The organism is Arthrobacter sp. FW306-1B-G06A (genome assembly GCF_058781765.1).
In genome coordinates, this window is record NZ_JBYSXB010000019.1 from 25,734 (window position 1) to 47,723 (window position 21,990).

The 21,990-nt window shown below is 65.4% G+C and carries 21 protein-coding genes; 14 read left to right on the forward strand and 7 right to left on the reverse strand.

Going from position 1 to position 21,990, the window contains the following annotated elements:
• Nucleotides 1-80: 80 nt before the first annotated feature.
• Entirely contained in the window at nucleotides 81-599 is a 519-nt protein-coding gene (locus AC3WJM_RS11580) for a metallopeptidase family protein (protein WP_441433678.1), read from the forward strand.
• On the opposite strand, the gene AC3WJM_RS11585 is transcribed toward AC3WJM_RS11580, so the two are convergent.
• The 3 genes from AC3WJM_RS11585 to AC3WJM_RS11595 are packed head-to-tail and all read right to left on the reverse strand — an operon-like array spanning nucleotide 593 to nucleotide 6,124.
• The gene (locus AC3WJM_RS11585) at nucleotides 593-2,254 is read right to left on the reverse strand and encodes a DUF5719 family protein (protein ID WP_476910276.1); all 1,662 of its coding nucleotides are present in this window, start codon (nucleotides 2,252-2,254) and stop codon (nucleotides 593-595) included. The two genes, AC3WJM_RS11580 and AC3WJM_RS11585, sit on opposite strands and share 7 nt — an antisense overlap.
• Complete coding sequence (locus AC3WJM_RS11590; protein WP_492271950.1) at nucleotides 2,247-5,579, reverse strand: glycosyltransferase; 3,333 nt, start codon at nucleotides 5,577-5,579, stop codon at nucleotides 2,247-2,249. The genes AC3WJM_RS11585 and AC3WJM_RS11590 overlap by 8 nt, the downstream gene beginning before the upstream one ends.
• Entirely contained in the window at nucleotides 5,579-6,124 is a 546-nt protein-coding gene (locus AC3WJM_RS11595; protein ID WP_084784377.1) for a WhiB family transcriptional regulator, read from the reverse strand. The genes AC3WJM_RS11590 and AC3WJM_RS11595 overlap by 1 nt, the downstream gene beginning before the upstream one ends.
• 365 nt (nucleotides 6,125-6,489) lie before the next feature.
• On the opposite strand from AC3WJM_RS11595, the gene AC3WJM_RS11600 reads away from it, so the two are divergent.
• Complete coding sequence (locus tag AC3WJM_RS11600; RefSeq protein ID WP_306961184.1) at nucleotides 6,490-7,188, forward strand: TIGR03089 family protein; 699 nt, start codon at nucleotides 6,490-6,492, stop codon at nucleotides 7,186-7,188.
• Between the two features lie 5 nt (nucleotides 7,189-7,193).
• On the opposite strand, the gene AC3WJM_RS11605 is transcribed toward AC3WJM_RS11600, so the two are convergent.
• On the reverse strand, nucleotides 7,194-7,766 hold the full coding sequence (locus AC3WJM_RS11605) for a GtrA family protein (RefSeq protein WP_284989853.1): 573 nt from the start codon (nucleotides 7,764-7,766) through the stop codon (nucleotides 7,194-7,196).
• Nucleotides 7,767-7,937: 171 nt separating this feature from the next.
• Between AC3WJM_RS11605 and AC3WJM_RS11610 the strand changes: the two genes are divergently transcribed.
• From AC3WJM_RS11610 to AC3WJM_RS11625, 4 genes are all read left to right on the forward strand, one after another.
• Nucleotides 7,938-9,125, forward strand: a complete 1,188-nt coding sequence (locus tag AC3WJM_RS11610; protein ID WP_492271932.1) for a 5-(carboxyamino)imidazole ribonucleotide synthase — start codon at nucleotides 7,938-7,940, stop codon at nucleotides 9,123-9,125.
• Nucleotides 9,122-9,715: a 5-(carboxyamino)imidazole ribonucleotide mutase gene (gene purE, locus AC3WJM_RS11615; protein WP_306961180.1), complete on the forward strand. Its 594-nt coding sequence runs from the start codon at nucleotides 9,122-9,124 to the stop codon at nucleotides 9,713-9,715. The genes AC3WJM_RS11610 and purE overlap by 4 nt, the downstream gene beginning before the upstream one ends.
• A gap of 76 nt (nucleotides 9,716-9,791) precedes the next feature.
• On the forward strand, nucleotides 9,792-11,042 hold the full coding sequence (gene manA, locus AC3WJM_RS11620; protein ID WP_284989858.1) for a mannose-6-phosphate isomerase, class I: 1,251 nt from the start codon (nucleotides 9,792-9,794) through the stop codon (nucleotides 11,040-11,042).
• Nucleotides 11,043-11,045: 3 nt separating this feature from the next.
• Complete coding sequence (locus tag AC3WJM_RS11625) at nucleotides 11,046-11,981, forward strand: lipid II:glycine glycyltransferase FemX (protein ID WP_492271933.1); 936 nt, start codon at nucleotides 11,046-11,048, stop codon at nucleotides 11,979-11,981.
• An 84-nt stretch (nucleotides 11,982-12,065) separates the two neighbouring features.
• On the opposite strand, the gene glpX is transcribed toward AC3WJM_RS11625, so the two are convergent.
• Entirely contained in the window at nucleotides 12,066-13,085 is a 1,020-nt protein-coding gene (gene glpX / locus AC3WJM_RS11630) for a class II fructose-bisphosphatase (RefSeq protein ID WP_171983398.1), read from the reverse strand.
• Nucleotides 13,086-13,289: 204 nt separating this feature from the next.
• On the opposite strand from glpX, the gene AC3WJM_RS11635 reads away from it, so the two are divergent.
• The 6 genes from AC3WJM_RS11635 to AC3WJM_RS11660 all read left to right on the forward strand — a co-directional run bounded on the left by AC3WJM_RS11635 (nucleotide 13,290) and on the right by AC3WJM_RS11660 (nucleotide 18,994).
• Entirely contained in the window at nucleotides 13,290-14,009 is a 720-nt protein-coding gene (locus AC3WJM_RS11635) for a DUF4245 domain-containing protein (RefSeq protein WP_492271934.1), read from the forward strand.
• A 9-nt stretch (nucleotides 14,010-14,018) separates the two neighbouring features.
• Nucleotides 14,019-14,633, forward strand: a complete 615-nt coding sequence (locus tag AC3WJM_RS11640) for a carbonic anhydrase (RefSeq protein ID WP_059387956.1) — start codon at nucleotides 14,019-14,021, stop codon at nucleotides 14,631-14,633.
• 97 nt (nucleotides 14,634-14,730) lie between these two features.
• Nucleotides 14,731-16,167 carry a class II fumarate hydratase gene (locus AC3WJM_RS11645; RefSeq protein WP_284990418.1) on the forward strand — a complete coding sequence of 479 codons (1,437 nt, stop codon included), beginning with the start codon at nucleotides 14,731-14,733 and terminating at the stop codon, nucleotides 16,165-16,167.
• 132 nt (nucleotides 16,168-16,299) lie between these two features.
• Nucleotides 16,300-16,968, forward strand: coding sequence for a TetR/AcrR family transcriptional regulator (locus AC3WJM_RS11650; protein WP_306961173.1), 669 nt, complete (start codon nucleotides 16,300-16,302; stop codon nucleotides 16,966-16,968).
• Complete coding sequence (locus AC3WJM_RS11655; protein WP_492271935.1) at nucleotides 16,965-18,677, forward strand: MDR family MFS transporter; 1,713 nt, start codon at nucleotides 16,965-16,967, stop codon at nucleotides 18,675-18,677. The genes AC3WJM_RS11650 and AC3WJM_RS11655 overlap by 4 nt, the downstream gene beginning before the upstream one ends.
• Before the next feature lie 116 nt (nucleotides 18,678-18,793).
• Entirely contained in the window at nucleotides 18,794-18,994 is a 201-nt protein-coding gene (locus AC3WJM_RS11660) for a hypothetical protein (protein WP_492271936.1), read from the forward strand.
• Here the strand turns inward: AC3WJM_RS11660 and AC3WJM_RS11665 are convergent.
• Nucleotides 18,982-19,455 carry an NUDIX hydrolase gene (locus tag AC3WJM_RS11665; RefSeq protein ID WP_059387959.1) on the reverse strand — a complete coding sequence of 158 codons (474 nt, stop codon included), beginning with the start codon at nucleotides 19,453-19,455 and terminating at the stop codon, nucleotides 18,982-18,984. The two genes, AC3WJM_RS11660 and AC3WJM_RS11665, sit on opposite strands and share 13 nt — an antisense overlap.
• 164 nt (nucleotides 19,456-19,619) lie before the next feature.
• On the reverse strand, nucleotides 19,620-20,177 hold the full coding sequence (locus AC3WJM_RS11670; protein WP_284990414.1) for a prepilin peptidase: 558 nt from the start codon (nucleotides 20,175-20,177) through the stop codon (nucleotides 19,620-19,622).
• A gap of 59 nt (nucleotides 20,178-20,236) precedes the next feature.
• Here AC3WJM_RS11670 and AC3WJM_RS11675 point away from each other — a divergent pair, with 59 nt between their 5' ends.
• Both AC3WJM_RS11675 and AC3WJM_RS11680 read left to right on the forward strand, forming a co-directional pair.
• Complete coding sequence (locus tag AC3WJM_RS11675; protein ID WP_441437672.1) at nucleotides 20,237-21,007, forward strand: hypothetical protein; 771 nt, start codon at nucleotides 20,237-20,239, stop codon at nucleotides 21,005-21,007.
• Between the two features lie 178 nt (nucleotides 21,008-21,185).
• Nucleotides 21,186-21,830 (forward strand): GNAT family N-acetyltransferase, encoded by a 645-nt coding sequence (locus tag AC3WJM_RS11680; protein WP_476910272.1) that lies wholly within the window; start codon nucleotides 21,186-21,188, stop codon nucleotides 21,828-21,830.
• Nucleotides 21,831-21,990: the final 160 nt, after the last annotated feature.

Below are 21,990 nucleotides of genomic sequence, written 5' to 3' on the forward strand. Positions count from 1 at the left end.
GCACTTCCCCGCGGCGCGGTGCATTGCCCCTTTGCGCGCATTATGTCGCGTTGGCGGAATCACGGGTCTAGAGTCGATATATGCAGTCACAGCACCACGTTCCGGGCTTCACAGTCCATTTGTCCGACACCGGGGACAGCCAGGAAACGACGACGGCGGGCACGTCCGCACGCGGCTTCAGGGAGCGCCGCAGGAACCGCCACGGGCGGGGCTTGCGCGGCGAAATCATCCTTCCCAACCTTCCCGGCTACCGGACGCGCGCCGAAAGGTTCGACGACCTCGTGCTCGATTCCGCTGAACGGCTGCAGGATATGTGGGGCAAACGGCTCGACGGCGTCGCGTTCGCGGTGGACGAGATCCCGCCGAACCTTGAGGAACTGGTGGCACAAGGCACCGCGGCACCGCTGGGCTCGTACACCCCGGCAGCCCGCGGCGCGGGTCCCGTCATCACCATCTATCGGCGCGTCGTCGAGCACACCACCGGCGGCCGCGAGGACCTCCAGGACCTGGTGCACGACATCGTCGTCGAGTACACCGCCGAGATGCTCGGAGTGCCGCCGGAGACCCTGGACCCCGTGTACCGCCGCCGGTATCAGTAACCGAGCGTGACCTGCACTTTTTCGTGGCCCGCAGCGCCATCCTGGATGGTCAGGACCGAAACGCCTGGTTGATCGCCCTGGCCGAGGACGAGCGCGCCGTAGGCCGCATCCCCTGCCGCCGACACGATGTAGCCCGAAACCGCCGCGCCGTCGGACTTGTCCGGAACGCCGATGACCGCCGTGGTCCCTCCGGCGATGTCGACCGTTTGCGCCTTGTGTACCTTGCCGTCCGAGGTGACCGGCGTGTAACTGACAGTGGCCCGTCCCGTCGGCACACCGAAGCTGAGGAAACGGGTCCCGCCTTGGGGTACCGCCATCACATGCTGGCTGCCCAAACGGACCGCAGCCGGAGACCAGGCGAAGTCAACGGGGTCCTCCGCCTTGAGCCCCCGCGTTACGCGGGAGGAAGCTGCGAAGGAAACATCCGAGCTAGCGCTGACGGTATACATACCGGCCGGGACGCCCGCGAGCGGCACTTCGGTGACCGAACCCGCCTTCGCGGTCACGGCTCCCCCGCCGGGCAAAGCGCGCTGGCCGTTCGGCCCGTACAAGCGCACGTCCACGACGGCGTCCACAGGACCGGGAACGGTGATCTGCAGGGCCGGAACGACGTCGGCAAAACCGGGCTTGTCCGCGAGTGACTTCACGGCGGCCGGGTCCTGGACGTCCACCCCGGTCATGACCTGGGAATCGGCGGCGCCGGCACCTGGAGTGATGACCTCGACGCCACCGGCGGTGAGGCCCCGGAGGACGCTTTGCTGGATGGTTGCCGCGACCGGGCCGCCGCTGCTGCGCAAATGCACCGAGAGCTGACCCTCGTTCGGGGCCAGTCCGGCCAAATTGATGGACCGGGTAGCTCCCGGCGAAACCAGCAAGCCTCGGCTGTCCGGGGCTTGGATCTGCCCGTGGGCGCCGAACAGCTCGAGATTGACGGTAGCCGGGGTGCCCGAGGCATTGCTGATGTTCAAGACCGCCGTTCGCCCGAGTGCAGTGTTCGCTCCAAGGAGCCATGCATCATTGACCGGCTGCTGGCAGGGTGCTGCCGCCAGTCCGCGGAGGTCGCCGTCGCTCGCGGTGTAGCTCATCAGGCCCGCTACCGCGGCCTTCTGGCCGCTGATGGGATCGGCGCCCACCACGGTGACGTCGCCCGCAGGCCGCTGGGCCACGACGCCGGCATTCAGCACGGGCGGCCCGGACGCAGGGGCTGGGGCGGCGGCGGGAGGCTTGGCAATATCGGCGATTGCAGAACCACCGAGCGAGGCGAGGTTGCTCCCGGGAACGGATCCGCCGGCGTCGCTAAGCACCACCGCGTCCAGGAAGCTCTTTGCCGAACGCGAAACAGGGCTGAACTGGCTGTCGGTGCCCGCGCTCGTTCCCTCGGCGAGACGGGGAGGTGCCGGACACACTGCGGCTGTCCTGCCCGCCGGGACATCCGCTAGGGTCATGTCCAGCGTTTTGCTTCCCGACGGCGACGGCAGGATCGAGGCTGCCGACACCATCCCGGCCCCAGCAGCAAGGAGCAACGTCGCGGAAAGCGCTCCCAACACAACGGCCTTGTTCTTGTTCTGGCCTTTGCTCTGGTTGTGGGCTTTGCGCTGGCCGCGCTTCCTCGACCCCGCTCCGGGCTCGGCTGCCGGTCCTTGGTTGTCAGACACTGCTGTACTCCTTACGGAGGGAGTTTTGTTCCTTCAGGAGGCCGGCTTTCGGCCTGCGGGCAGGCATGGGGATGGCCAGAAGGACGGTCAATCCAATCACCACGGCCTGCAAAATGCTGAGCCAAGGCTCCCACACGGTGGTGTAGCGGATCTCGATCTGGCCGCCCGCGGACGGCAAGGTGAATGCTTGGGCCCATCCGGACGTCGTCGGGCTCAGTTGGCGGCCATCCAACCAAGCGCTCCAACCGGCATCTGCCCGCTCAGCGAGCACCACCAGGCGTCCGTCCCCGCCCGCCGGGATGTTGCCGGTGGCAGAGGATCCAACAGAAGGCAAGAGCGCAACGACGGCACCTTTTGCGTCCACCACCCTGACACGGTGTGCCGTTTCGGCGTCGGCCGCGGCGGCCTGGTTGAGCGGCGTGACCCGCCACAGCCACCCGGAATCGGTTTTGCCCACAGCCACCAGGCCGGGCACGGAATCGATCCGGTTGGCCGTCAACGGTGCGGCGGTGTCGGCTGACTTCAGAACCACGAATCCTGCGCCAAGCTGCTCAAGGGCGGGCCGCGGGTCAACCCCTGTTCCCGCGACAATCGTGGCTACGGCGTTCCGGATGGACGCGGTAGCGTCGTCGTCGGCCACGAGGCGTTCCTGCCCGGGTGATCCCACAATGGAACGTCCGGCAGCGACAGTCGAGAGCGAGTCCAAAGTAGTTCCGGCTCCGCGCATGAGGGATGCCGTGTAGCCACCGTTCTCACCGGCGGTGATGACCAGCGTGCGGGTCTGTTCCGGCCCTTGGCCGTGGTCGACGGCGGTGGCCGGCAACGTGCCGGGACCTGCGGGCTGGACCAGTCGCGGCGTGCCCAGCGCGCCGCTAGCCGAGGGCGGGCTGTCTGGGCCGGCCAGGACATTCTGGGTTGCCCAGAGGCCCATGCTTGCCAGGGGTCCGGCAATGAGGAGAAGCGTCGCTACAGCGGAGACGATGCGCACTGCCGCGCGCTGGACCGGGCGGCCGTCTTCCGCCTTGGCCTTCAGGTGGAGGAGGTTATCGGCGCCGATCAGCGCCGCTCCCAGGAACGCGAACCCGGCCGCGGAAACTGCCGGACCCGTGAATGGCGCGACGAGCAGGTTGCCGTCGACTCCGGTTGCGACGTGTCCGGCGAGCCATGCCCAGGCGAGGAGCACAAGGGCTCCGGCCCAGAGGAAACGCGTGACGCGGGACCGGCCTCCGGGGACAAAGAGTGCGGCGATGGAGAGGAGCAGGACCGGCGCGCCGATCAGCAGGGCAAGCGCCAGCGCCCACGGAATACCCGACGGGCCGAATAATGCCAAGCCGGCCAATCCGCCGTTGACGTCGAATTTCAAGGGTTGGCCAAGCAGTTGCTGCCACAACGGTGCGGCTTCGAATCCCAACGGGACGCCAGGATCGGCCAGCATGGTGCGGGGCCGTTCAAGCGCCGAGAGGACGTACGGCGCAAAGAGCGCGGCGCTTGGAAGCAGCGACCACCAAATGGTCCGGCCCCGCCGCCCCAAGGCGATGCCGCAAAAAACAATGAGGACAGCAAAGGGAGGAAGCAGGGATGGCGCAGAGGCAGTCACCACGGCCAGCGCCAAGCCGGCCGCGGCAGCAGCAGTCCACGACGGAGTGCCGTTGACGCCCGGCTTGCCCGGCAACGGCCTGGTTGCGGCGCGGCCGGACTGCTGGACCTGGTCCAGCGTAGTCCCGCGCCCCAGGGCCGATCCGGTGGCCCGGAAGAGTGCCAGCACCAACAAGGGCATCACTACGTGGGCCAAGAGGGCGCCGGCCCGTCCTTGGTTCACGGCGACTTGAAGGGCCGGGGCTGCGGCCCAGATCAGCGCCGCCATGAAGCGGTAGCGGCGCAAGCTGGTCATCGCGCCCGCGGCAAACCAGGCGCCCAATCCTGACAGTGGCATCGCCAACAACAACAGCCACACGATCGCCGTGCTGGAATCGCTTCCCCCGAGCAATGACACAAGCCACAGGATGTAGGCGAACGGATCCCCGTGTCCGGGCAAACCCGCGCCCAAGCCAATCCACCACGTGGATGCCGACCGCCAGATGTCGCCTGCGGCGGACAACGGCAAGAGGCCGCCGCCCGTCACGCCGTTTGCACCCAGGAGCCCCAGCAGCCCCACGATGGAGGCAGCCAGTGCAACAAACGCGGCGGCCACCGCGCCCGTCCCGATCCAACCCCGCTCATTCGTTGCCAGGGCCACAAAATCGTCACCTGCGTCACCGCTCGGTTCCGGAGCCAGGGAGTCGGTCTCCTGGAATTCGTCTGCGCCAATCGCCTCGACGAGGGAGCGTCGATGGGCCCAAACCTCGCGCCGCGGTGTCTGCAGGCCCTTGACCATTGACCGCGGTACGCGTCGCGTCCGGGCGGCGTTTCGCCGCGAACGCCAAATCGCCCCGGGACGGCCGAGCGCCGCAACGGTCGCGCCAAGCTGGGAAATTCCGTGACCCGGTTCTTTGACCAGGATGCTTAAGACGAGCCTGACCATGCTCCCGAGCAACGCGCCGAGCGCGTGCAGCGGAACCTTCCACGGCGAAGCGTGGGTGAGCCTCAAATGGACTTGGCTCTTGCGTGCGGCCGCAGGTGTCGCCAGGCTGTGGGGACGGTTCTCCACGTGGAACATGCGCGCCGCCGGAACCACCACCACCCTGTTGCCCGCAAGCCAGTTGCGCCAACAGAAATCGACGTCGTCTCCCACTCCGGGAAGCGCGGGGTCGAAGCCGCCCAATTGCTCCCAGGCGTCGCGGCGGATCAGCATGCCGGCGGAATTCACCGCGAAAGTGTCCGTGCGCCCGTCGTATTGGCCCTGGTCGAGTTCGTCGGCTTCGATGAGCGTCAGCCGTTCGGCCCAGCGGCTCGTGGACAGGCCGGCGTCGACGAGCCTGCGTTCCGCGTTCCAGGACAACTGCTTGCAACCGGCCACTGTGACGGAAGGTGCTCGCTCGACTGCCTGAAGCAGTTCGGCGAGTGCATCCGGGGCGGGAGCGGCGTCGTCGTGCAACAACCAGATCCATTCCACGGCTCCCGGCTCCCGCGAAGGTGGCGCCGAGCGGGCCAGGCCGGCCATGACGGCCGCACCGAAACCTGCTTTGTGTTCGCCGGTGCCGGTGACATTGTCCTTGCCGAGAGCCCGCTGCAGCAACGCGGCGGACTTGTCGCGGGAGCCCGTATCAATGCCAATGGCGGCATCTGCCGGACGCGTCTGGTCCAGCAGAGCCGCCAGGGTTCTGGGGAGATAGTTACCGCCGTCGTGCGAGACGACGACGGCGGTAACGTGTACTGCCTTGAGAATCAGACCGCTCGCTTCCTCAGCCTGCGGCGTTCACGCTCGGAGAGCCCGCCCCAGATACCAAAACGTTCATCATTGGCGAGTGCGTATTCAAGGCACTGCGAACGGACATTGCACGCACCGCAAACCTTTTTGGCATCCCGCGTGGAGCCGCCCTTCTCAGGGAAGAACGCCTCCGGGTCCGTCTGGGCGCACAAGGCGTCCGTCTGCCAGCCGAGTTCGCCTTCGTCGTCGAAGTCCCCCTGGCGCGGAAGCCCGATCCACACCGGCTGGGCCGGGTTGTCGAGCGGACGGCGCAGCTCCATCGGAGGATCGTCGAGATCATCCTCCGGATCTGCCGGCGTGCCTCCCACAAGAGCCTCGTGGGCAGCAAGAAAGGCTGTTGCCTCGTCTTCCAGCGACTCCCGAGTGGTCTCTATGTAGCGGTCCGCCGCCTGCGGATCTGCCGGGTCAACATACCAATCCCCCGGAACTTCACGCGACCGGTACTTCACCGACGCATATTCCGCGACGACTGCATCTTCCTGGATACGCAACGCTTGCCCCATGGCGTCCCTCCTGATGTGTGCAGCTGCTGCCGTGCTCATTCGGTACTCGGTTATGTACCCGATACTCCCGCAGCGGCGTTCGATATCTAATTACACGCGTGTAACTACCAAGCCGTCAAGCCGCGCCGGGATAATAATCAACTTTCCGCACTAACTCCCGCCGCGCCACGCCCGCGATTTTTTTGCCCCATCCGCGCGCTTCCGCGGAAAAACGGAAGCTTCGACTCACTTAAGATGTATTTTCATTGAATTTCAGGGAAATTGCTTGGCCCCTCAAGCTCCGTGCCGTCACCGGCCCTTGGCCCCGTGTGGCGCAAGTCATACCCGCCGGCGCCGGGCCGGACGCCTCGTGGCAAGATGTAGCCATGAACACCCCCGCGATGAACCTGATGGCAGCCCTGCGCTCCGGACACGCCACATCCCCCCGACTGACCTGGTACGGGCCGGACGCCGAACGGGTGGAGCTCTCGGGACGGGTCCTGGACAATTGGGTGGCCAAGACCAGCAACCTACTCCAGGACGAGTTCGACGCCGAACCGGGCATGAGCCTTCGCCTCGACCTGCCGGCCCATTGGAAGTCCCTCGTATGGGCGCTGGCGGGATGGCAGTTGGGGATGGAACTGGTGCTCGACGGCGGCAGCGCCGACCTGCTTGTCACGGACACCCCCGACGTCGGTGCGGGAGCCGACTTCGACGCCGTCGTCGCCGTGCCGCTCGCGGCACTCGCGATGCGCTGGCCGGGAGAACTGCCTGCCGGCGTCGTGGACTACGCGGCCGAAGTCCGCTCCCACGGCGACGTGTTCATGGCGCACGCCGAACCGGACGCCGCGCTGCCGGCGCTGCGCCGCCCTGAAGCCGGACACTCGCACGGCGAATTGCTGGACGGCTTCGCCAGGGAACACGACGCCGGCGTCCGCCTGCTGGTCCGCGCCGCCGACGGCTTGGAGTCGGCCCTCGCGGACGCACTGGGCGCGTGGAGCAAAGACGGTTCAGTTGTCCTCGTGCACCCGGACGTCGACGTTACCCGGCACCTGCTGGACAACGAGCGCGTCAGCGGCGCCTAGGCACGTCAGCGGCGCTTGACCGCGTCTTCGCCTTGGTCCGAGCCAGTCTCGGAGCTGGCAACATGCATGGCCTTGGCTTTGGCCCTGTGGTGGGCCTCGATGATCTCGTGGTCATGCGAGAAGGCCGGCTCTTCGTCGAGTTCCTTGTTGAAGACCAGGAAGCGGTAGGCGAAGAAGCGCACGACAGTGGCCACGAGGATGCCGACGACTCCGGCGGCGAAGAGAACGTTCTTGTCCTGGATGTTCATGCCGTATTTGGCGATGGCGGTGAGGCCGGTGGAGATGCCGATACCAATTCCGTTGATGATGATGAACATCACGAACTCGCGCACCACGTTCTGCTGGCGGCGGTGGCGGAAGGTCCAGAAACGGTTGGCGATCCACGAGAACACGGTGGCCACGGTGGCGCCGACGAAACGGGCCTTCGCCTCGCTGTCCGACATCGGGCCGTGCATGAGATAGTAGGTCAAGCCGTTATCTATGACGAACGCAACACCGCCGACAGCGCCAAACTTGGCTACTTCGCGCCAAAAGAGCGAGGCGAGCCCGCGGATGCGATCTGCAAGTGTGTTGATCATGACCCTCCATGGCCGTTGTTCTAGGGGGCCGATGGGCCGAAGCCTCCATTTTAGCTCCGATTTCTTGGAGCTTGCCCATTTGTTCCGTGCCGACGGCTTCGAGCCGGGTTCCAAGGACCCAGCGGCGAGCAGAATCTGGGAACCAGCCGCTGGTTCGGTAGGCTGAACCTTGTGACTTTTCCTGTAATTGGCGTGGTGGGCGGCGGACAGCTCGCACGAATGATGGCCCCGGCCGCAACCGCTCTCGGCTTTGAACTCCGGGTCCTTGCTGAAGGTGAGGACGTTTCCGCAGTCCAGGCCGTAGCAACGGCCCCCATTGGCGACTACAAGGACCTCGCGGCCCTTCTTGAGTTCTCGGAGGGCTTGGACGTCATGACCTTCGACCACGAACACGTTCCCACCGAGCACCTCCGGGCCTTGATCGAGGCCGGAGTCAACGTCCAGCCCGGCCCCGATGCCCTGGTGCACGCGCAGGACAAACTGGTGATGCGCGCGGCGATCGACCGCTTGGGGCTCCCCAATCCGGCGTGGGCTGCAGTCCACGGCGTCGAGGACCTCGTGGCATTCGGTGAGCAGACCGGTTGGCCGATCGTCTTGAAGACCCCGCGCGGAGGCTATGACGGCAAAGGCGTGCGCATCGTCCATTCCGCCGACGACGCCCGGAGCACCACGGACTGGTTCGACGCCATGAGCCCGCTGCTCGCGGAAGAGAAGGTTGACTTCAGCCGCGAGCTTTCCGCCCTCGTCGCAAGGACCCCAGACGGCGAATCCCGTGCTTGGCCGGTAGTCCACACCGTCCAGGTGGACGGCGTTTGCGACGAAGTGATTGCGCCGGCCCAGGACATTCCCGTAGAAGTCGCCGCAGCGGCCGAAGAGGCAGCGCTGCGGATCGCCAATGAACTCGGAGTCACGGGCGTCATGGCGGCCGAACTCTTCGAAACGCCCGGCGTCGGAGTCGGCTTCCTGGTCAACGAGCTCGCCATGCGGCCGCACAACACCGGCCACTGGACGCAAGACGGCTCCGTCACGAGCCAGTTCGAACAGCACTTGCGAGCGGTCCTCAACCTCCCGCTCGGTGCCACCGACGCGCTCGGCGCAGTAGTTGTCATGAAGAACTTCCTGGGCGGCGACAATCAGGATCTCTTCAGCGCCTACCCGAAGGCCCTAGCCTACGAACCTGCCGCAAAGGTCCACTGCTACGGCAAGTCCGTGCGGGCCGGCCGCAAGATCGGGCACGTGAACCTCGTCGGCAACTCGACGGCGGACGTCCACTCCATCCGACACCGCGCCACCGTAGTGGCCGACATCATCCGCGACGGCCGCATGCCGGCCGAAACCACCTCCGAGGAGACCGCATGAGCGCAGAGAACATGGAAGCCGAAAACGCGGATGCGGCTGTCGCCGCCCCGATCGTAGGCCTCGTCATGGGCTCCGACTCCGACTGGCCGGTCATGGAAGCCGCGGCGGACGCCCTGGCAGAATTCGGCATCCCTTTCGAAGCCGACGTCGTCTCAGCCCACCGCATGCCCACGGAAATGATCCGATACGGCCAGACTGCCCATGAACGTGGCCTCCGCGTCATCATCGCGGGAGCCGGCGGCGCGGCCCACTTGCCGGGGATGCTCGCCTCCGTCACCCCGCTGCCCGTCATCGGCGTCCCGGTCCCGCTGAAGACCCTGGACGGTATGGATTCCTTGCTGTCCATCGTGCAGATGCCCGCCGGTGTTCCCGTCGCCACGGTGTCCATCGGCGGCGCCCGTAACGCCGGCCTCCTGGCAGTGCGCATGCTGGCGTCCGGAACCGACGAGCTGGCCGTGCGGCTTCGCGGCGAACTGCTCGAATTCGCCCAGGAGCTCAACAACACCGCCACCGAGAAAGGCGCCCGGCTCCGCGACAAGGTCGCCGAAGTCTTCTCCACCGCGAACGTCTCCGCCCGAAGCAGTCGTTAAGAGCCCGGGCAGCCGTTAAGAGGTCATCCCCGGCAATCCCGAATGTACCGTCCCGCAATGACAAGGATCCCCTGCCGTGTACCAGCTTGAGAATGTTCTCCGCCCCTACGCATGGGGATCGACGACGGCGATCGCCGCTCTGCTGGGAAGGCCCGCCTCGGGCGGTCCGGAGGCGGAGTTGTGGATCGGAGCGCACCCAGACTCGCCGTCCGTGGCCACCCGTCCGGATGGATCGTCCGTCGCCTTGGACGCCCTGATCAAGGTGGACCCCGTGCATTTCCTCGGTGAAACGAGCGTGGCCGAATTCGGTCCGCGCTTGCCGTTCCTCACCAAGCTCCTTGCGGCCGACAAGCCCCTGTCCTTGCAGGTCCACCCTCGCTTGCAGCAGGCCAAGGACGGATACGCGAAGGAAAATGCCGCAGGCATGGCGGCGGACGCGCCCGAGCGCAACTACCGGGATGACAACCACAAGCCCGAAATGATCTTTGCGCTGACCCCGTTTCACGCCCTCTGCGGTTTCCGTCCGGCCGCGGATTCGCAGCGTGTCTTCGAGCATCTCGCAACCCTCCTGGACCTTGCCGCCGTCGACGTCCCGGACGTCATCACCGGTGTCATCGCGGATCTCTCCGAGCCCGATGAGCCGTCGGCACTCAAGGCTGCGTTCACCCGGCTGATTACCGGCGGGGATGCCGTCTCCGCCGCCACCGATCAGGTGGTTTCCATCCTGAAATCGGGCGCACCGATGGGTCAGCACGCCGCGGAACTCTCCACCTTGATGGACATCAACAATGAGTTCCCGGGCGACCCCGGTGTCCTGATTTCGCTGCTCTTGAACCTCGTCTTCCTGTCCCCGGGCGAATCGGTGTACCTGCCGGGCGGAAACGTCCACGCCTACCTGAAAGGCCTCGGTGTCGAGGTGATGGCGGCCTCGGACAACGTGCTCCGTGGCGGCCTCACCCCCAAGCACATCGACGTCCCCGAACTCCTGAAGACCATCGAATTCGCTTCCCTCGGCGTACCGCGCATCGAGCCCAGGATCTCCGGATTCGGCCAGGATCTCTATGTGCCGCCCTTCAAGGAATTCCAGCTCCAGCGCATCGAGTTGGCTCCCGGAGCGGAACCGGTGCCGATGGCGCAAGCCGGTCCCGCCGTCGTCGTCGTGGTTTCGGGTTCCGTGGTGCTCGACTCCCCCAAGAGCGAGCTCGCCGTGGAACGCGGCGGGAGTGCCTTCATCCCGGCATCCGAAGAGCCCGTGATGGTGCACCCGGTTTCCGGCGCAACGGGAACCAGCGTCGCCTTTGCCGTCACAACCGGCTTGGGGAATTAAGGGGTGGAGTACTTCCTGCAAACGCCCGCATGGGCGGCCTTCCAGCGATCCGTCGGCCGCACCGTGCACGAGGAGTCCGGTCCGGGGTGGCGTTTCCTCGCCGTGGAGGAAAAGAACCCGGCTGGAAAGGTCATCTACTCTCCATACGGCCCCGTGGCCGACTCGTTGGAAGCCTTCGACGAAGCCCTGGCCGCGCTGGTGGCGATTGCGCGCCGCAGCAAGGCGGTGTTTGTGAGGATGGAACCCGTCACTGCTGGATTTGAAGCGGCCGACGCCGCTGCGGTGCTGGGGGGACGCGGCCTCCAGCCCGCGCCGTCCAACCAGCAGCCGGAATTGAGCTGGATCGTGGATCTGGACGGCGACTTCAAAGACGTCCTTGCGGGCATGAAACCCACCAACCGGAACCTGTACCGCAACATCCACAAGAAGGGCGTCACCTTCCGGTCCTCGCAGGATCCCGCAGAGATCTCGATACTTCTCGACTTCCTCCACATGACAGCGGCACGCAACGGCTTCAAGCCCCAGAGCGACGACTACTTGAGCTCGGTGGCCCGCTCCCTCATGCCCGCTGGTGCCGGCACGCTGTTCATCGCCGAACTCGAGGGCGAACCCATTGCGGCCGCCTTGGCGTACGACTCCGCCGACACCCGCACCTACGCCCACGCAGCGCTCGATGACACGCACCGCAAGCTCAGCGCGGGCATTCCCTTGCTCGTGACGCTCATGGCCGATGCCAAGGACAAGGGGCTCAAGCACGTCGACCTGTGGGGCGTGGCCCCGGAGGACGAGCCCGACCACAAGTGGGCCGGATTCACCGCCTTCAAGAAGTCCTTCGGAGGCAGGGAAATCGCCTACCCCGGCACGTGGGACCTTCCCGTCAACAAGCTCCGCTACGGGGCCTACCAGCTGGCCCGGAAGCTGCGCGAAAAGCTCCGCTAGGGTTCCTTCGCGGGAACTGGCAGCAGATGCCCTCTGCGTCGATTCAGAGGGCATTTGCTGCCAGTTCGCGCTGGGGGGTGGGTCCTACTTGCGGGCGTAGCCCTCCCACTTGCTGGCCTGGTGCTCGCCGTCGACGAAGCGGATGGTGCCGGACTTGGAGCGCATCACGATGGACTGGGTCAGGACCTTGTCCTTGGAGTAGCGCACGCCCTTGAGGAGGTCGCCGTCGGTGATGCCGGTAGCGGCGAAGTAGCAGTTGTCGCTCGTGACGAGGTCGTTCGTGGAGAGGACGCGCTCGAGGTCGTGTCCGGCGTCGATGGCCTTCTGCTTCTCGTCGTCGCTGGTGGGCCACAGGCGGCCCTGGATGACACCGCCGAGGGACTTGATGGCACAAGCGGCAACGATGCCTTCGGGGGTGCCGCCGATGCCCATCAGGGCGTCGACGCCGGTGCCGGAACGTGCAGCGGCAATGGCGCCTGCGACGTCGCCGTCCATGATGAACTTGGTGCGGGCACCGGCTTCGCGGATTTCCTCCACCAGCGGGCGGTGGCGGTCGCGGTCCAGGATCATGACGTTGAGCTGGTTGACCTTGACGCCCTTGGCCTTGGCGATCAAGTGCAGGTTCTGCTTCACCGGGAGGCGCAGGTCCACCATGTCGGCTGCTTCGGGACCCGTGACGAGCTTCTCCATGTAGAACACGGCGGAGGGATCGAACATGGTGCCGCGCTCGGCAACTGCCAACACGGCGAGGGCGTTGTTGATGCCCAGCGCGGTCAGGCGGGTTCCGTCGATGGGGTCGACGGCGACGTCGCACTCGGGTCCGGTGCCGTCACCGACGTGCTCGCCGTTGAAGAGCATGGGGGCTTCGTCCTTTTCACCCTCGCCAATGACAACGACGCCGTTGAAATGGACGGTGTGGAGGAAGGAGCGCATGGCGTCGACGGCGGCGCCGTCTGCCTTGTTCTTGTCGCCGAATCCAACCCAGTGGCCGCCCGCAATGGCGGCAGCTTCGGTAACCCGGACAAGTTCGAGGGCCAGGTTGCGGTCCGGCTCATCGGTCCCGACGGCGAGCGCCGGCGAAATCGTGGAATACTTCTGGGACATTGGCGCTGGAGACACGTGAACCTCTTCTTCGATGACGCGATTCGTGGGACCAGGAATGGCTGGGCTTGGCGGCCTGAATGATTCCTCTAGAAGAGATCATAGTCGGGGCGGGGTGGCGCGGTCATGGGATGACCAACTCCCGGAACGCCCCTTGCGCGGACCGGCCGATGTGTATTAGCCGCTTGGATAGGAGACTATTGAAGCGTGAGTGAAACGCAAGACAAAGCAATTGCCGCCGCCCCCTCCGACGGCGGAGGCACGGGCGCAGCTGGCGCCGACGACGCTGGTCAGGCCGCGGTGAAGCCCGTTATCCCGGCGAAAGCAGCCAAAAGGGCCAATGCCTCGGTGATTGGCATGCTCATCGCCTTGCTCCTCTGCGTGCTGGCGTTCCTGCCGATTGTGCTCATGAATCCGGCGCCAAAGAGCAACGGTTACAAGCCCAACGTCGATGTGGCGGCAACCGCCGCCAATGCGAAAGATGTGGCCGGTTTCACACCGGTGGCGCCGGATACCGGCGACACATTTAGTCCGAACTACGCCCGCTGGTCATCCGGAACCGGCGATGGCGTGCCCACGTGGGAGGTCGGATACGTCACTCCCAAGCAGGCCTTCATCGGCATTATCCAGACCCGCAAGGCCAACCCAACCTGGATCTTCCAGCAGACCGGCAGTGCTCCGGTTACCGGAACGCGCAGCGCCGGCGGCCACGACTGGGAGCTCCACGACACGGCCAAGGGCAACCGCAGCATGGTCCTGAACTACCGCGGCACCACGATCATCCTGAGCGGCGGCGCCGGCCTGGACGAGTTCTCCACCTTGGCCACCGCAGTGGTCAAGGCGATGGACGCAGCTCCGGTCGCTTCGGCGGACGCGAGCACGAAGCCGGGCGACACAGTTTCGCAGCCTGGCACCACAAAGCCGTAAAGTAGCGCCGTGGCTACCTATCTGACTCCTGCACTTGCCTGGCGCCGTCTGCGCGAAGGAAACGAACGCTTCGTCGCCGGGGAGTCCATGCACCCCAACCAGGACGCTTCCCGCCGGCATTCCCTGGTGGAGGACCAGCACCCCTTTGCCGTGATCTTCGGTTGTTCTGATTCCCGCCTGGCCGCCGAAATCATCTTCGACCTCGGCCTGGGCGATGCCTTCGTGGTCCGCACCGCCGGTCAGGTGATCGACGACGCGGTGCTCGGCTCGCTGGAGTACAGCATCTCCCAACTGCATGTTCCGCTCATCGTGATCCTTGGCCACGACAGCTGCGGCGCGGTGACCGCGACGAAGAGTGCCGTCGAGACCGGTGAAATGCCGGCAGGTTTCATCCGTTCCCTCGTGGAGCGCATCACGCCTTCCGTCCTCACCGCAATGCGCAACGAGCAGACGGACGTCAACGAGATGGTGGTGGAGCACGTCAAGCAGACGGCCCGCCGCCTCGCCGACAGTTCCCGTGTGATTTCCGACGCGATCGACGACGGCCGGGCCGCCGTCGTCGGGCTTTCCTACAAACTGGACGAAGGCCGCGCGGCGCTTGTTTCCGGGATCGGCAAGCTCTAGGCCGGATGCCGGGCCGCCCCGAAGGGGCGGCAAGCGGCGGCCGTAGCTTTGTTCCACCGGTTTTCGGTCAAGCGGCTGCTCGCCATAAGCTAGCCCCATGACTTCCACTCAAGAATCCAACACGGCCGAGTTCCGTATTGAACATGACACGATGGGCGAAGTTCGCGTTCCTGTGAACGCCCTGTACCGCGCCCAGACGCAGCGCGCCGTGGAGAACTTCCCGATCTCCGGCAAGACGCTTGAGCGCGCGCACATCGAGGCCCTGGCCCGCGTCAAGAAGGCCGCGGCCCTGGCGAACGCTGAACTTGGGGTGCTCGACGGCGAGCTCGCCGAGGCGATTGCCAACGCTGCCGATGAGGTTGCCGCCGGAAAGTACGACGGCGATTTCCCCATCGACGTCTTCCAGACCGGTTCGGGCACGTCCTCCAACATGAACACCAACGAGGTCATCGCCGAGCTGGCGACGCGCGCCCTCGCGGCCGCCGGGAGCGACAAAGTTGTCCACCCGAACGACCACGTCAACGCTTCGCAGTCCTCCAACGATGTCTTCCCGACGTCGGTCCACGTCGCCGCGACGTCGGCCCTGATCAACGACCTGATCCCGGCCCTCGAGTACCTGGCTGCTTCCCTGGACCGCAAGGCCGTGGAGTTCAAGGACGTCGTCAAGTCCGGCCGTACCCACCTCATGGACGCCACCCCGGTGACCCTTGGCCAGGAGTTCGGCGGCTACGCAGCGCAGGTCCGTTACGGCGTCGAGCGCATCAACGCCGCCCTCCCCCGCGTCGCCGAGGTCCCCCTGGGCGGCACCGCGGTCGGCACCGGCATCAACACCCCGGAAGGCTTCCCGGAGCGCGTCATCGAGCTGCTCGCAGCCGACACCGGCCTGCCGCTGACCGAGGCACGCGACCACTTCGAAGCGCAGGCCAACCGCGACGGCCTCATCGAGGGCTCCAGCCAGCTGCGCAACATCGCCATTTCCTTCATGAAGATCAACAACGACCTCCGCTGGATGGGCTCCGGCCCCAACACGGGACTCGGCGAGATCTCCATCCCGGACCTCCAGCCGGGTTCGTCGATCATGCCGGGCAAGGTCAACCCGGTCATCTGCGAAGCCTCGATCATGGTCTGTGCCCAGGTCATCGGCAACGACACCGCCATCGCCTGGTCCGGTACCAACGGCGCCTTCGAGCTCAACGTCGGCATCCCCGTCATGGCTGCCAACCTGCTCGAATCCATCCGCCTCCTGGCCAACACCAGCCGCGTCATGGCCGACAAGATGATCGACGGCATCACCGCGAACGTCGAGCGCGCCCGCTTCCTGGCCGAGGCTTCCCCGTCCATCGTGACCCCGCTGAACAAGTTCATCGGTTACGAAGCAGCGGCAAAGATCGCCAAGAAGGCCGTTGCGGAGGGTTTGACCATCCGCGAAGCCGTGGTCTCCCTGGGTTACCTCGAGCGCGGCGAACTGACTGAAGAGCAGCTCGACAAGGCCCTCGACGTCACCACCATGACCCGCCCGGCCCACAAGGCCTAGTTTCTCGCCAGCCCGACTGGCCAGCCCGACGGCGGCCGGCACCTTCCCCACGGAAGGCGCCGGCCGCCGTCGTCGTTTCTGCCCGCATAGGATTTCTTGCACTTTCCAATCAAAAGTGCAAAACTTTACTCTGTGGAAAATAGTGCAATTAACGACGGTGGACTCCGGGAGCGCAAGCGCGCTCAGACCCGCGCGGCGATCTCCGCCGTCGCGCGGTCCTTGACGGCCCAGCACGGACTCAACGGCTTCACTGTCGAGGAAGCCTGCGAGCAGGCCGGCATATCGCGGCGGACCTTCTTCAACTATTTCCACACCAAGGAAGACGCAGTGATCGGCTCGTTCTCCGACGAGCTTCCCGAGGACGCGCTGGAAGCCTTTAACCGCAATCCCGATCGTGCAGCCGGCACGATCTCCGGCTCGCTGCTGTCCGCCCTGCGGCACTTCACCCTGGCGGTCCTCGAGCGGTCCACCGTCAGCCCTTCGGAGATCCGCCAACTCATCGCCGCAGTCAAGGCCGAGCCCCAGCTCCTTGGCCGATTGACCCGTGAAGGCGAAGTCCGCGAGCGCCAATTCGCAGAGCTCATCGCATCCCGTGAAGGCCTCGCCGCGGACCATGCCGAGATCGTCATGGCCGCGGCGGTCTTCGGCGCCGTCACCAAGAAGACAAGCCAACAGTTCTTTTCCGAAGAGAACACCGAGCCCTACCGCGAACTGCTGGACCGGAACCTCCACGCAGCCCGTACTCTCTTCGCCCAAGCGCTGGACACCCACCCCGTCGAACCCCAGAAGGACCAACCGTGAGTACCACCCTCAAGACCAAAGCGGCCGCACCGCTGCTCTTGACCCAGAGAAGGATCTGGATCATTTTCTCGGCGCTCATCGCCGGAATGCTGCTCTCGAGCCTGGACCAGACCATCGTGTCCACGGCCATGCCCACGATCGTCGGCAAGCTCGGCGGCGTGGAGAACCAGGCCTGGATCACCACGGCCTACTTGCTGGCCACCACCATCGTCATGCCGATCTACGGCAAATTCGGTGACATCCTGGGCCGGCGGAACCTCTTCCTCATTGCCATCGGCTTGTTCACCGCAGCTTCCATCGGTTGCGCCCTCGCCACCGACTTCTGGGGTTTCGTGATCTTCCGCGCCATCCAGGGCCTGGGCGGCGGCGGCCTGATGATCCTGTCGCAGGCCATCATCGCGGACATCGTGCCTGCCAAGGAACGCGGCAAGTACATGGGTCCCCTCGGCGCCATCTTCGGCCTCTCCGCCGTGGCCGGCCCGCTCCTGGGCGGCTTCTTCGTCGATCACCTGACGTGGGAATGGGCTTTCTACATCAACATCCCCGTCGGCATTGCGGCGTTCACGATCGCCTGGTTCACGCTCACGCTGCCGAACAAGAAGGCCGAAAAGCGCATCGACATCCTGGGCGTGCTGCTGCTGTCCGCTGCCACGGCCTGCCTGATCTTCTTCACCGACTTCGGCGGCAAGAAGGACCAAGGCTGGGACTCCCCGCTGACCTGGGCCTTCGGCGCCGGCATGGTGCTTGCTGCCTTCCTCTTCGTCCTTGTGGAGCGTAAAGCCGAAGATCCCATCATTCCGTTGAGCCTGTTCAAGAACCGGATCTTCATCAACGCCACGGCCATCGGCTTCACCCTGGGCTTGGGCATGTTCGCCGCTATCGCCTTCGTGCCGACGTTCCTGCAGATGTCCTCCGGCACCTCGGCCGCCGTCTCCGGCCTGCTCATGCTGCCGATGATGGTGGGACTCATGGGTACGTCGATCTACTCCGGTATCCGCATCTCCAAGACCGGCAAGTACAAGATGTTCCCGATCCTCGGAGCGAGCCTCACGATCGTTGCCATGTTGTGGCTCACGACCCTCACCGCGGCAACCCCGATCTGGGTCATCTGCATCCAGCTGTTCATCTTCGGCGCAGGCCTGGGCTTGATCATGCAGGTCATCGTCCTCGTGGTGCAGAACGCCGTTCCAGCCGAGCAGATCGGCACGGCAACGAGCACCAACAACTACTTCCGCGAGGTCGGGGCTTCCTTGGGCGTCGCCGTCTTCGGCTCGATCTTCACCACGCGGCTCGCTGAGTCCCTCACCGAGGCATTCACCGGCGCCGGGGCTTCTGCTGCACAGGCCGCACAGTCCACCAGCAAGCTTGACCCTCAGACGCTGGCCCAACTGCCGGTCCAGGTCAAGGACGCCATCGTCAACGCCTACGCCGATTCACTGGCACCCGTGTTTTGGTACCTCATCCCGTTCATCGCCATCGCCCTCCTCCTCGCGATCACGCTCAAGCAGATCCCGCTCTCCGACACCGCCGGAATGGTGGCCCGGGGCGAGGCCGTCGGGGGCGCCGAGGCCGAACGCCTTGAAGCCGAACGCCTCGGAGGAACCCCCGAGGGTTCCGCCGAGGGTTCCGGCGAGGGGTCTCGCGCCGTAGACGCTGTTCCGGAGTCCGGCCCGCTGGGGGACAAAGACGGCGAGCTCGCCCGGCGCTGAGCCCGGGACATGCCCGCCCTTGGCTCGGACCAGTGGACATATGGGAATCTGTCCACTGCCGGGACGCAACGCCGGGCATGTCCTCCGGGCCGAGCATCTGGCTTAGGCTGGAACGCATGAGTTCAGAGCCCGAAGAATCCGCGAACATCAGCCCGGCCGTTCGATGGGGACTCGGGGCAGTCCTTTTCGGCCTCCTGGCCGTCTCGATAGCCTCCGCCAAGGGCGAATGGTGGACCATCGCCGGCGCTATTGCCTGTGGTGCCGCCGCATGCCTCTTCGCTGCCCGCGCGATCCTCGCGGCCCGTCAATCCCGCTGATATGCGACGGCGGAACCTGGCTCCAGCGCAAGCCGGATGGTTTCGCGGTGGCCGGCACTGATCTCAGGCAACTCGTCGAGGGCAAACCAGCCGACTGCGATTGACTCGTCGTCGTTGACGCGGGCCTCTCCCGAGACATAGCGGCATTTGAAGGCAATATCCAGGAAGTCGCAGACGTCTCCGTTGGGATACGTGACCGGGCCGATCACGCCCACCGCCAGGATGCGCTCGGTTTCGGCCACAACTGCAGTCTCCTCGAAGATCTCGCGGAGCAAACCAGGGGCCGGATGCTCCCCGGGTTCCAGCATTCCGGTGATCAGGGTCCACCGGCCATTGTCGGCCCGTTGGCACAGCAGGACCCGGTTCTCGTCGTCCAGGACCACGCCCCGGACGCCGGGTAGCCACAGCGGGTCGTTGCCGATCTTCTCGCGGATTTCCCGGATGAATTCCGGGACCGGCACGGCCTAGCCTGCTTCCGTTGAATCAGCCATAACCAACACGAGCTCTGCCTCCGCTTCCGGATCGGATCCGCCAGTAGGGCGAGTATCCCACCGGCGATGCCCGAATGACAGCGGGCAAGGCGGCTCAAACGGTCGCTTCTCGCTCCGTTTGCCCACAGCTCTCCTCACGCCGGCAGGGCAAACATGGCCGCAGCGGCACCGGCCAGCATGAACGGCCCGAACGGTATCGAAGATTTCAAGGTTCCCCGCCGGGCAGCAAGGACTCCCAGGCTCCACAGCCCACCGAAGAGGAACGCCGCAAATGTTCCGGCAAAAACATGCGCCCAACCCAGATAGCCAAGGTAAAGGCCGAGGACGCCGGCCAATTTGACGTCGCCGAAGCCCATCCCCGGCGGGTAGACCAAGCGCAGGATGAAATAGAACACCCACAGCACGGCTCCCCCGGCCACGATTCCCAAGGCAGGCACCCCGAGGAAGGGGGCACCGCCGTCGGGCGCTGGTCCAGCCGCTCCCCCCGCCAAGGTGACGGCCACCGCAGCGCCGAGCAGCAACGCACCGGCGATGGCATAGGAGGGGAAGACGATCCGGTTGGGCAAGAGGTGGTGACGGACGTCGATGACCGTGAGCCGGGCAGCCATGACAGCAAAGTAAACACAAGCTGCGAGCAGCAGCCAGAAGGCCGGGAAACTGGTCCCCCATAATTCGCCGAGTCGTCGGATCACCCTCGGATGCTATCGGTTTTCTCAAACCTCCGCCGGTTACGCACGCTTAGACTGTGGATATGGGGCGTTACAGTGCAGAAATCCATGGCAGTCCGGATGCCGACATGTCCTCCACCTTCCGAAACCTCTGCCGCTCCTCCCCATGGAAATGGACAAGCCTCAGGTTCGAATACCTGGACAGGCCGGGCAAGGCGGATGCCACAGTGCGCGCCTGGTTGCGCCGGCCGGGAGCGCTTCGGCTCGAAACCGTCGACGGTGCGTTACTGCATAGCACCACGGGCATCAACGACTCCCGAGACGGGCTTTACCTAGGCTCCAAGCGAAAGTCCTGGCTTTTGCCGGCCCACTTGGTGACCCCCGTGTACGACTCCGCCGGCTTGGTCCGCCGGCGCCCCGAGGCAGCGTACGGTGAACCGTCGTTCGGGAACGGTCGGCTCGCGGCTGCCCTCGATCCTGTCGAGCTCGCCGGAAATGCGCCGGTGCCGATGGAGTTTCCCGAGTCCAACAGGGTGTCGTTCGGCGCCATTCGGGAAGTGGATCACGAGGGGCGTCCAGCGCTCGAAACCATCGCGACGCCGGGATCCAGTTACGTGGCTGCTGATGCGGCAACGCCGCTCTGTTTCCCTGGGCGCACGCTGTTGCGGGTGGACTCGGGAACGGGCGTGTGCGTTTCCAGCCAATCGCTCGACGGCGATACCACCGGCCACGGGCATTGGATGCGGATCCTGGGGGTGGACGAATACATGCTGGACGATCTGTTCCTCGCCGAATCGATGAACCTCACCGACGTCCGCAAGCACATCAGCTGGGACATCGGTCCCCGTGCATGAGCGCGGCCCCGCCCTGGAACGCTAGCTCACGTATATCGGGTTTCCGGCCGACCCCCGCTCACGTATATCGGGTTTCCGCCCGACGCCCGCTCACATATATCGGGTTTCCGCCCGACGCCCGCTCACATATATCGGGTTTCCGGCCGACGCCCGCTCACATGTCCGCTAGGCTTCCCGGATGAATGAGCTAAGCGCCATCTGGCCCTTCTTCGGCCTCATCCTGACCACACCCCGCTTGGAGTTGCGCCCCATACAGGACGCCGACATCCCCGCAGCCGTCAAGGCCGCCCTCAGCGGCATTCACGAGCCTGGGAAGTCCCCCTTCAGCAACCCCTGGACGGAACTGCCCAAGGATGAGTTGGGTGCCAACATGGCCGGGTGGTATTGGCGCTGCCGTGCGGGAATGGCTGCGGAATCATGGACGCTCCTCCTCGGCATCTGGCATAACGACGAGTTCATTGGCTGCCAGGATATCGAGGCGAAGAACTTCGCATCGTTGAAGACCGTCTCCACCGGCTCCTGGCTCAAGAAAGGCGCCCAAGGCCTAGGCCTTGGCAAGGAGATGCGCGCGGCCGCCCTCAGCTACGCCTTCGACTACCTGAACGCCGAAGTAGCGACATCCGAAGCTGCCATTTGGAACAAGGAATCCTTGGGCGTTTCCGCCAGCCTCGGCTATAAACCCAACGGCATTTACCGCGACCAATGGGGCACCGACGTCGTGCAGGTCCAACGAGTTCGACTCACCTCGGGCTCCTTCACCCGACCCGATTGGAAGCTAAAGGTGGAAGGCCATGAAGCCACAGCACAGTTCCTGGGTTTGTGAGCGAGCGTCGGGGGAAAACCCCACATACGTGAGCGAGCGTCGGGGGAAAACCCCACATACGTGAGCGAGCGTCGAGGAAAAACCCGACACACGTGAGCGAGCGTCGAGGAGAGAGCGACAATGATCGACGCGCGGAGGGGGGGGGGGGGGGGGGGGGGGG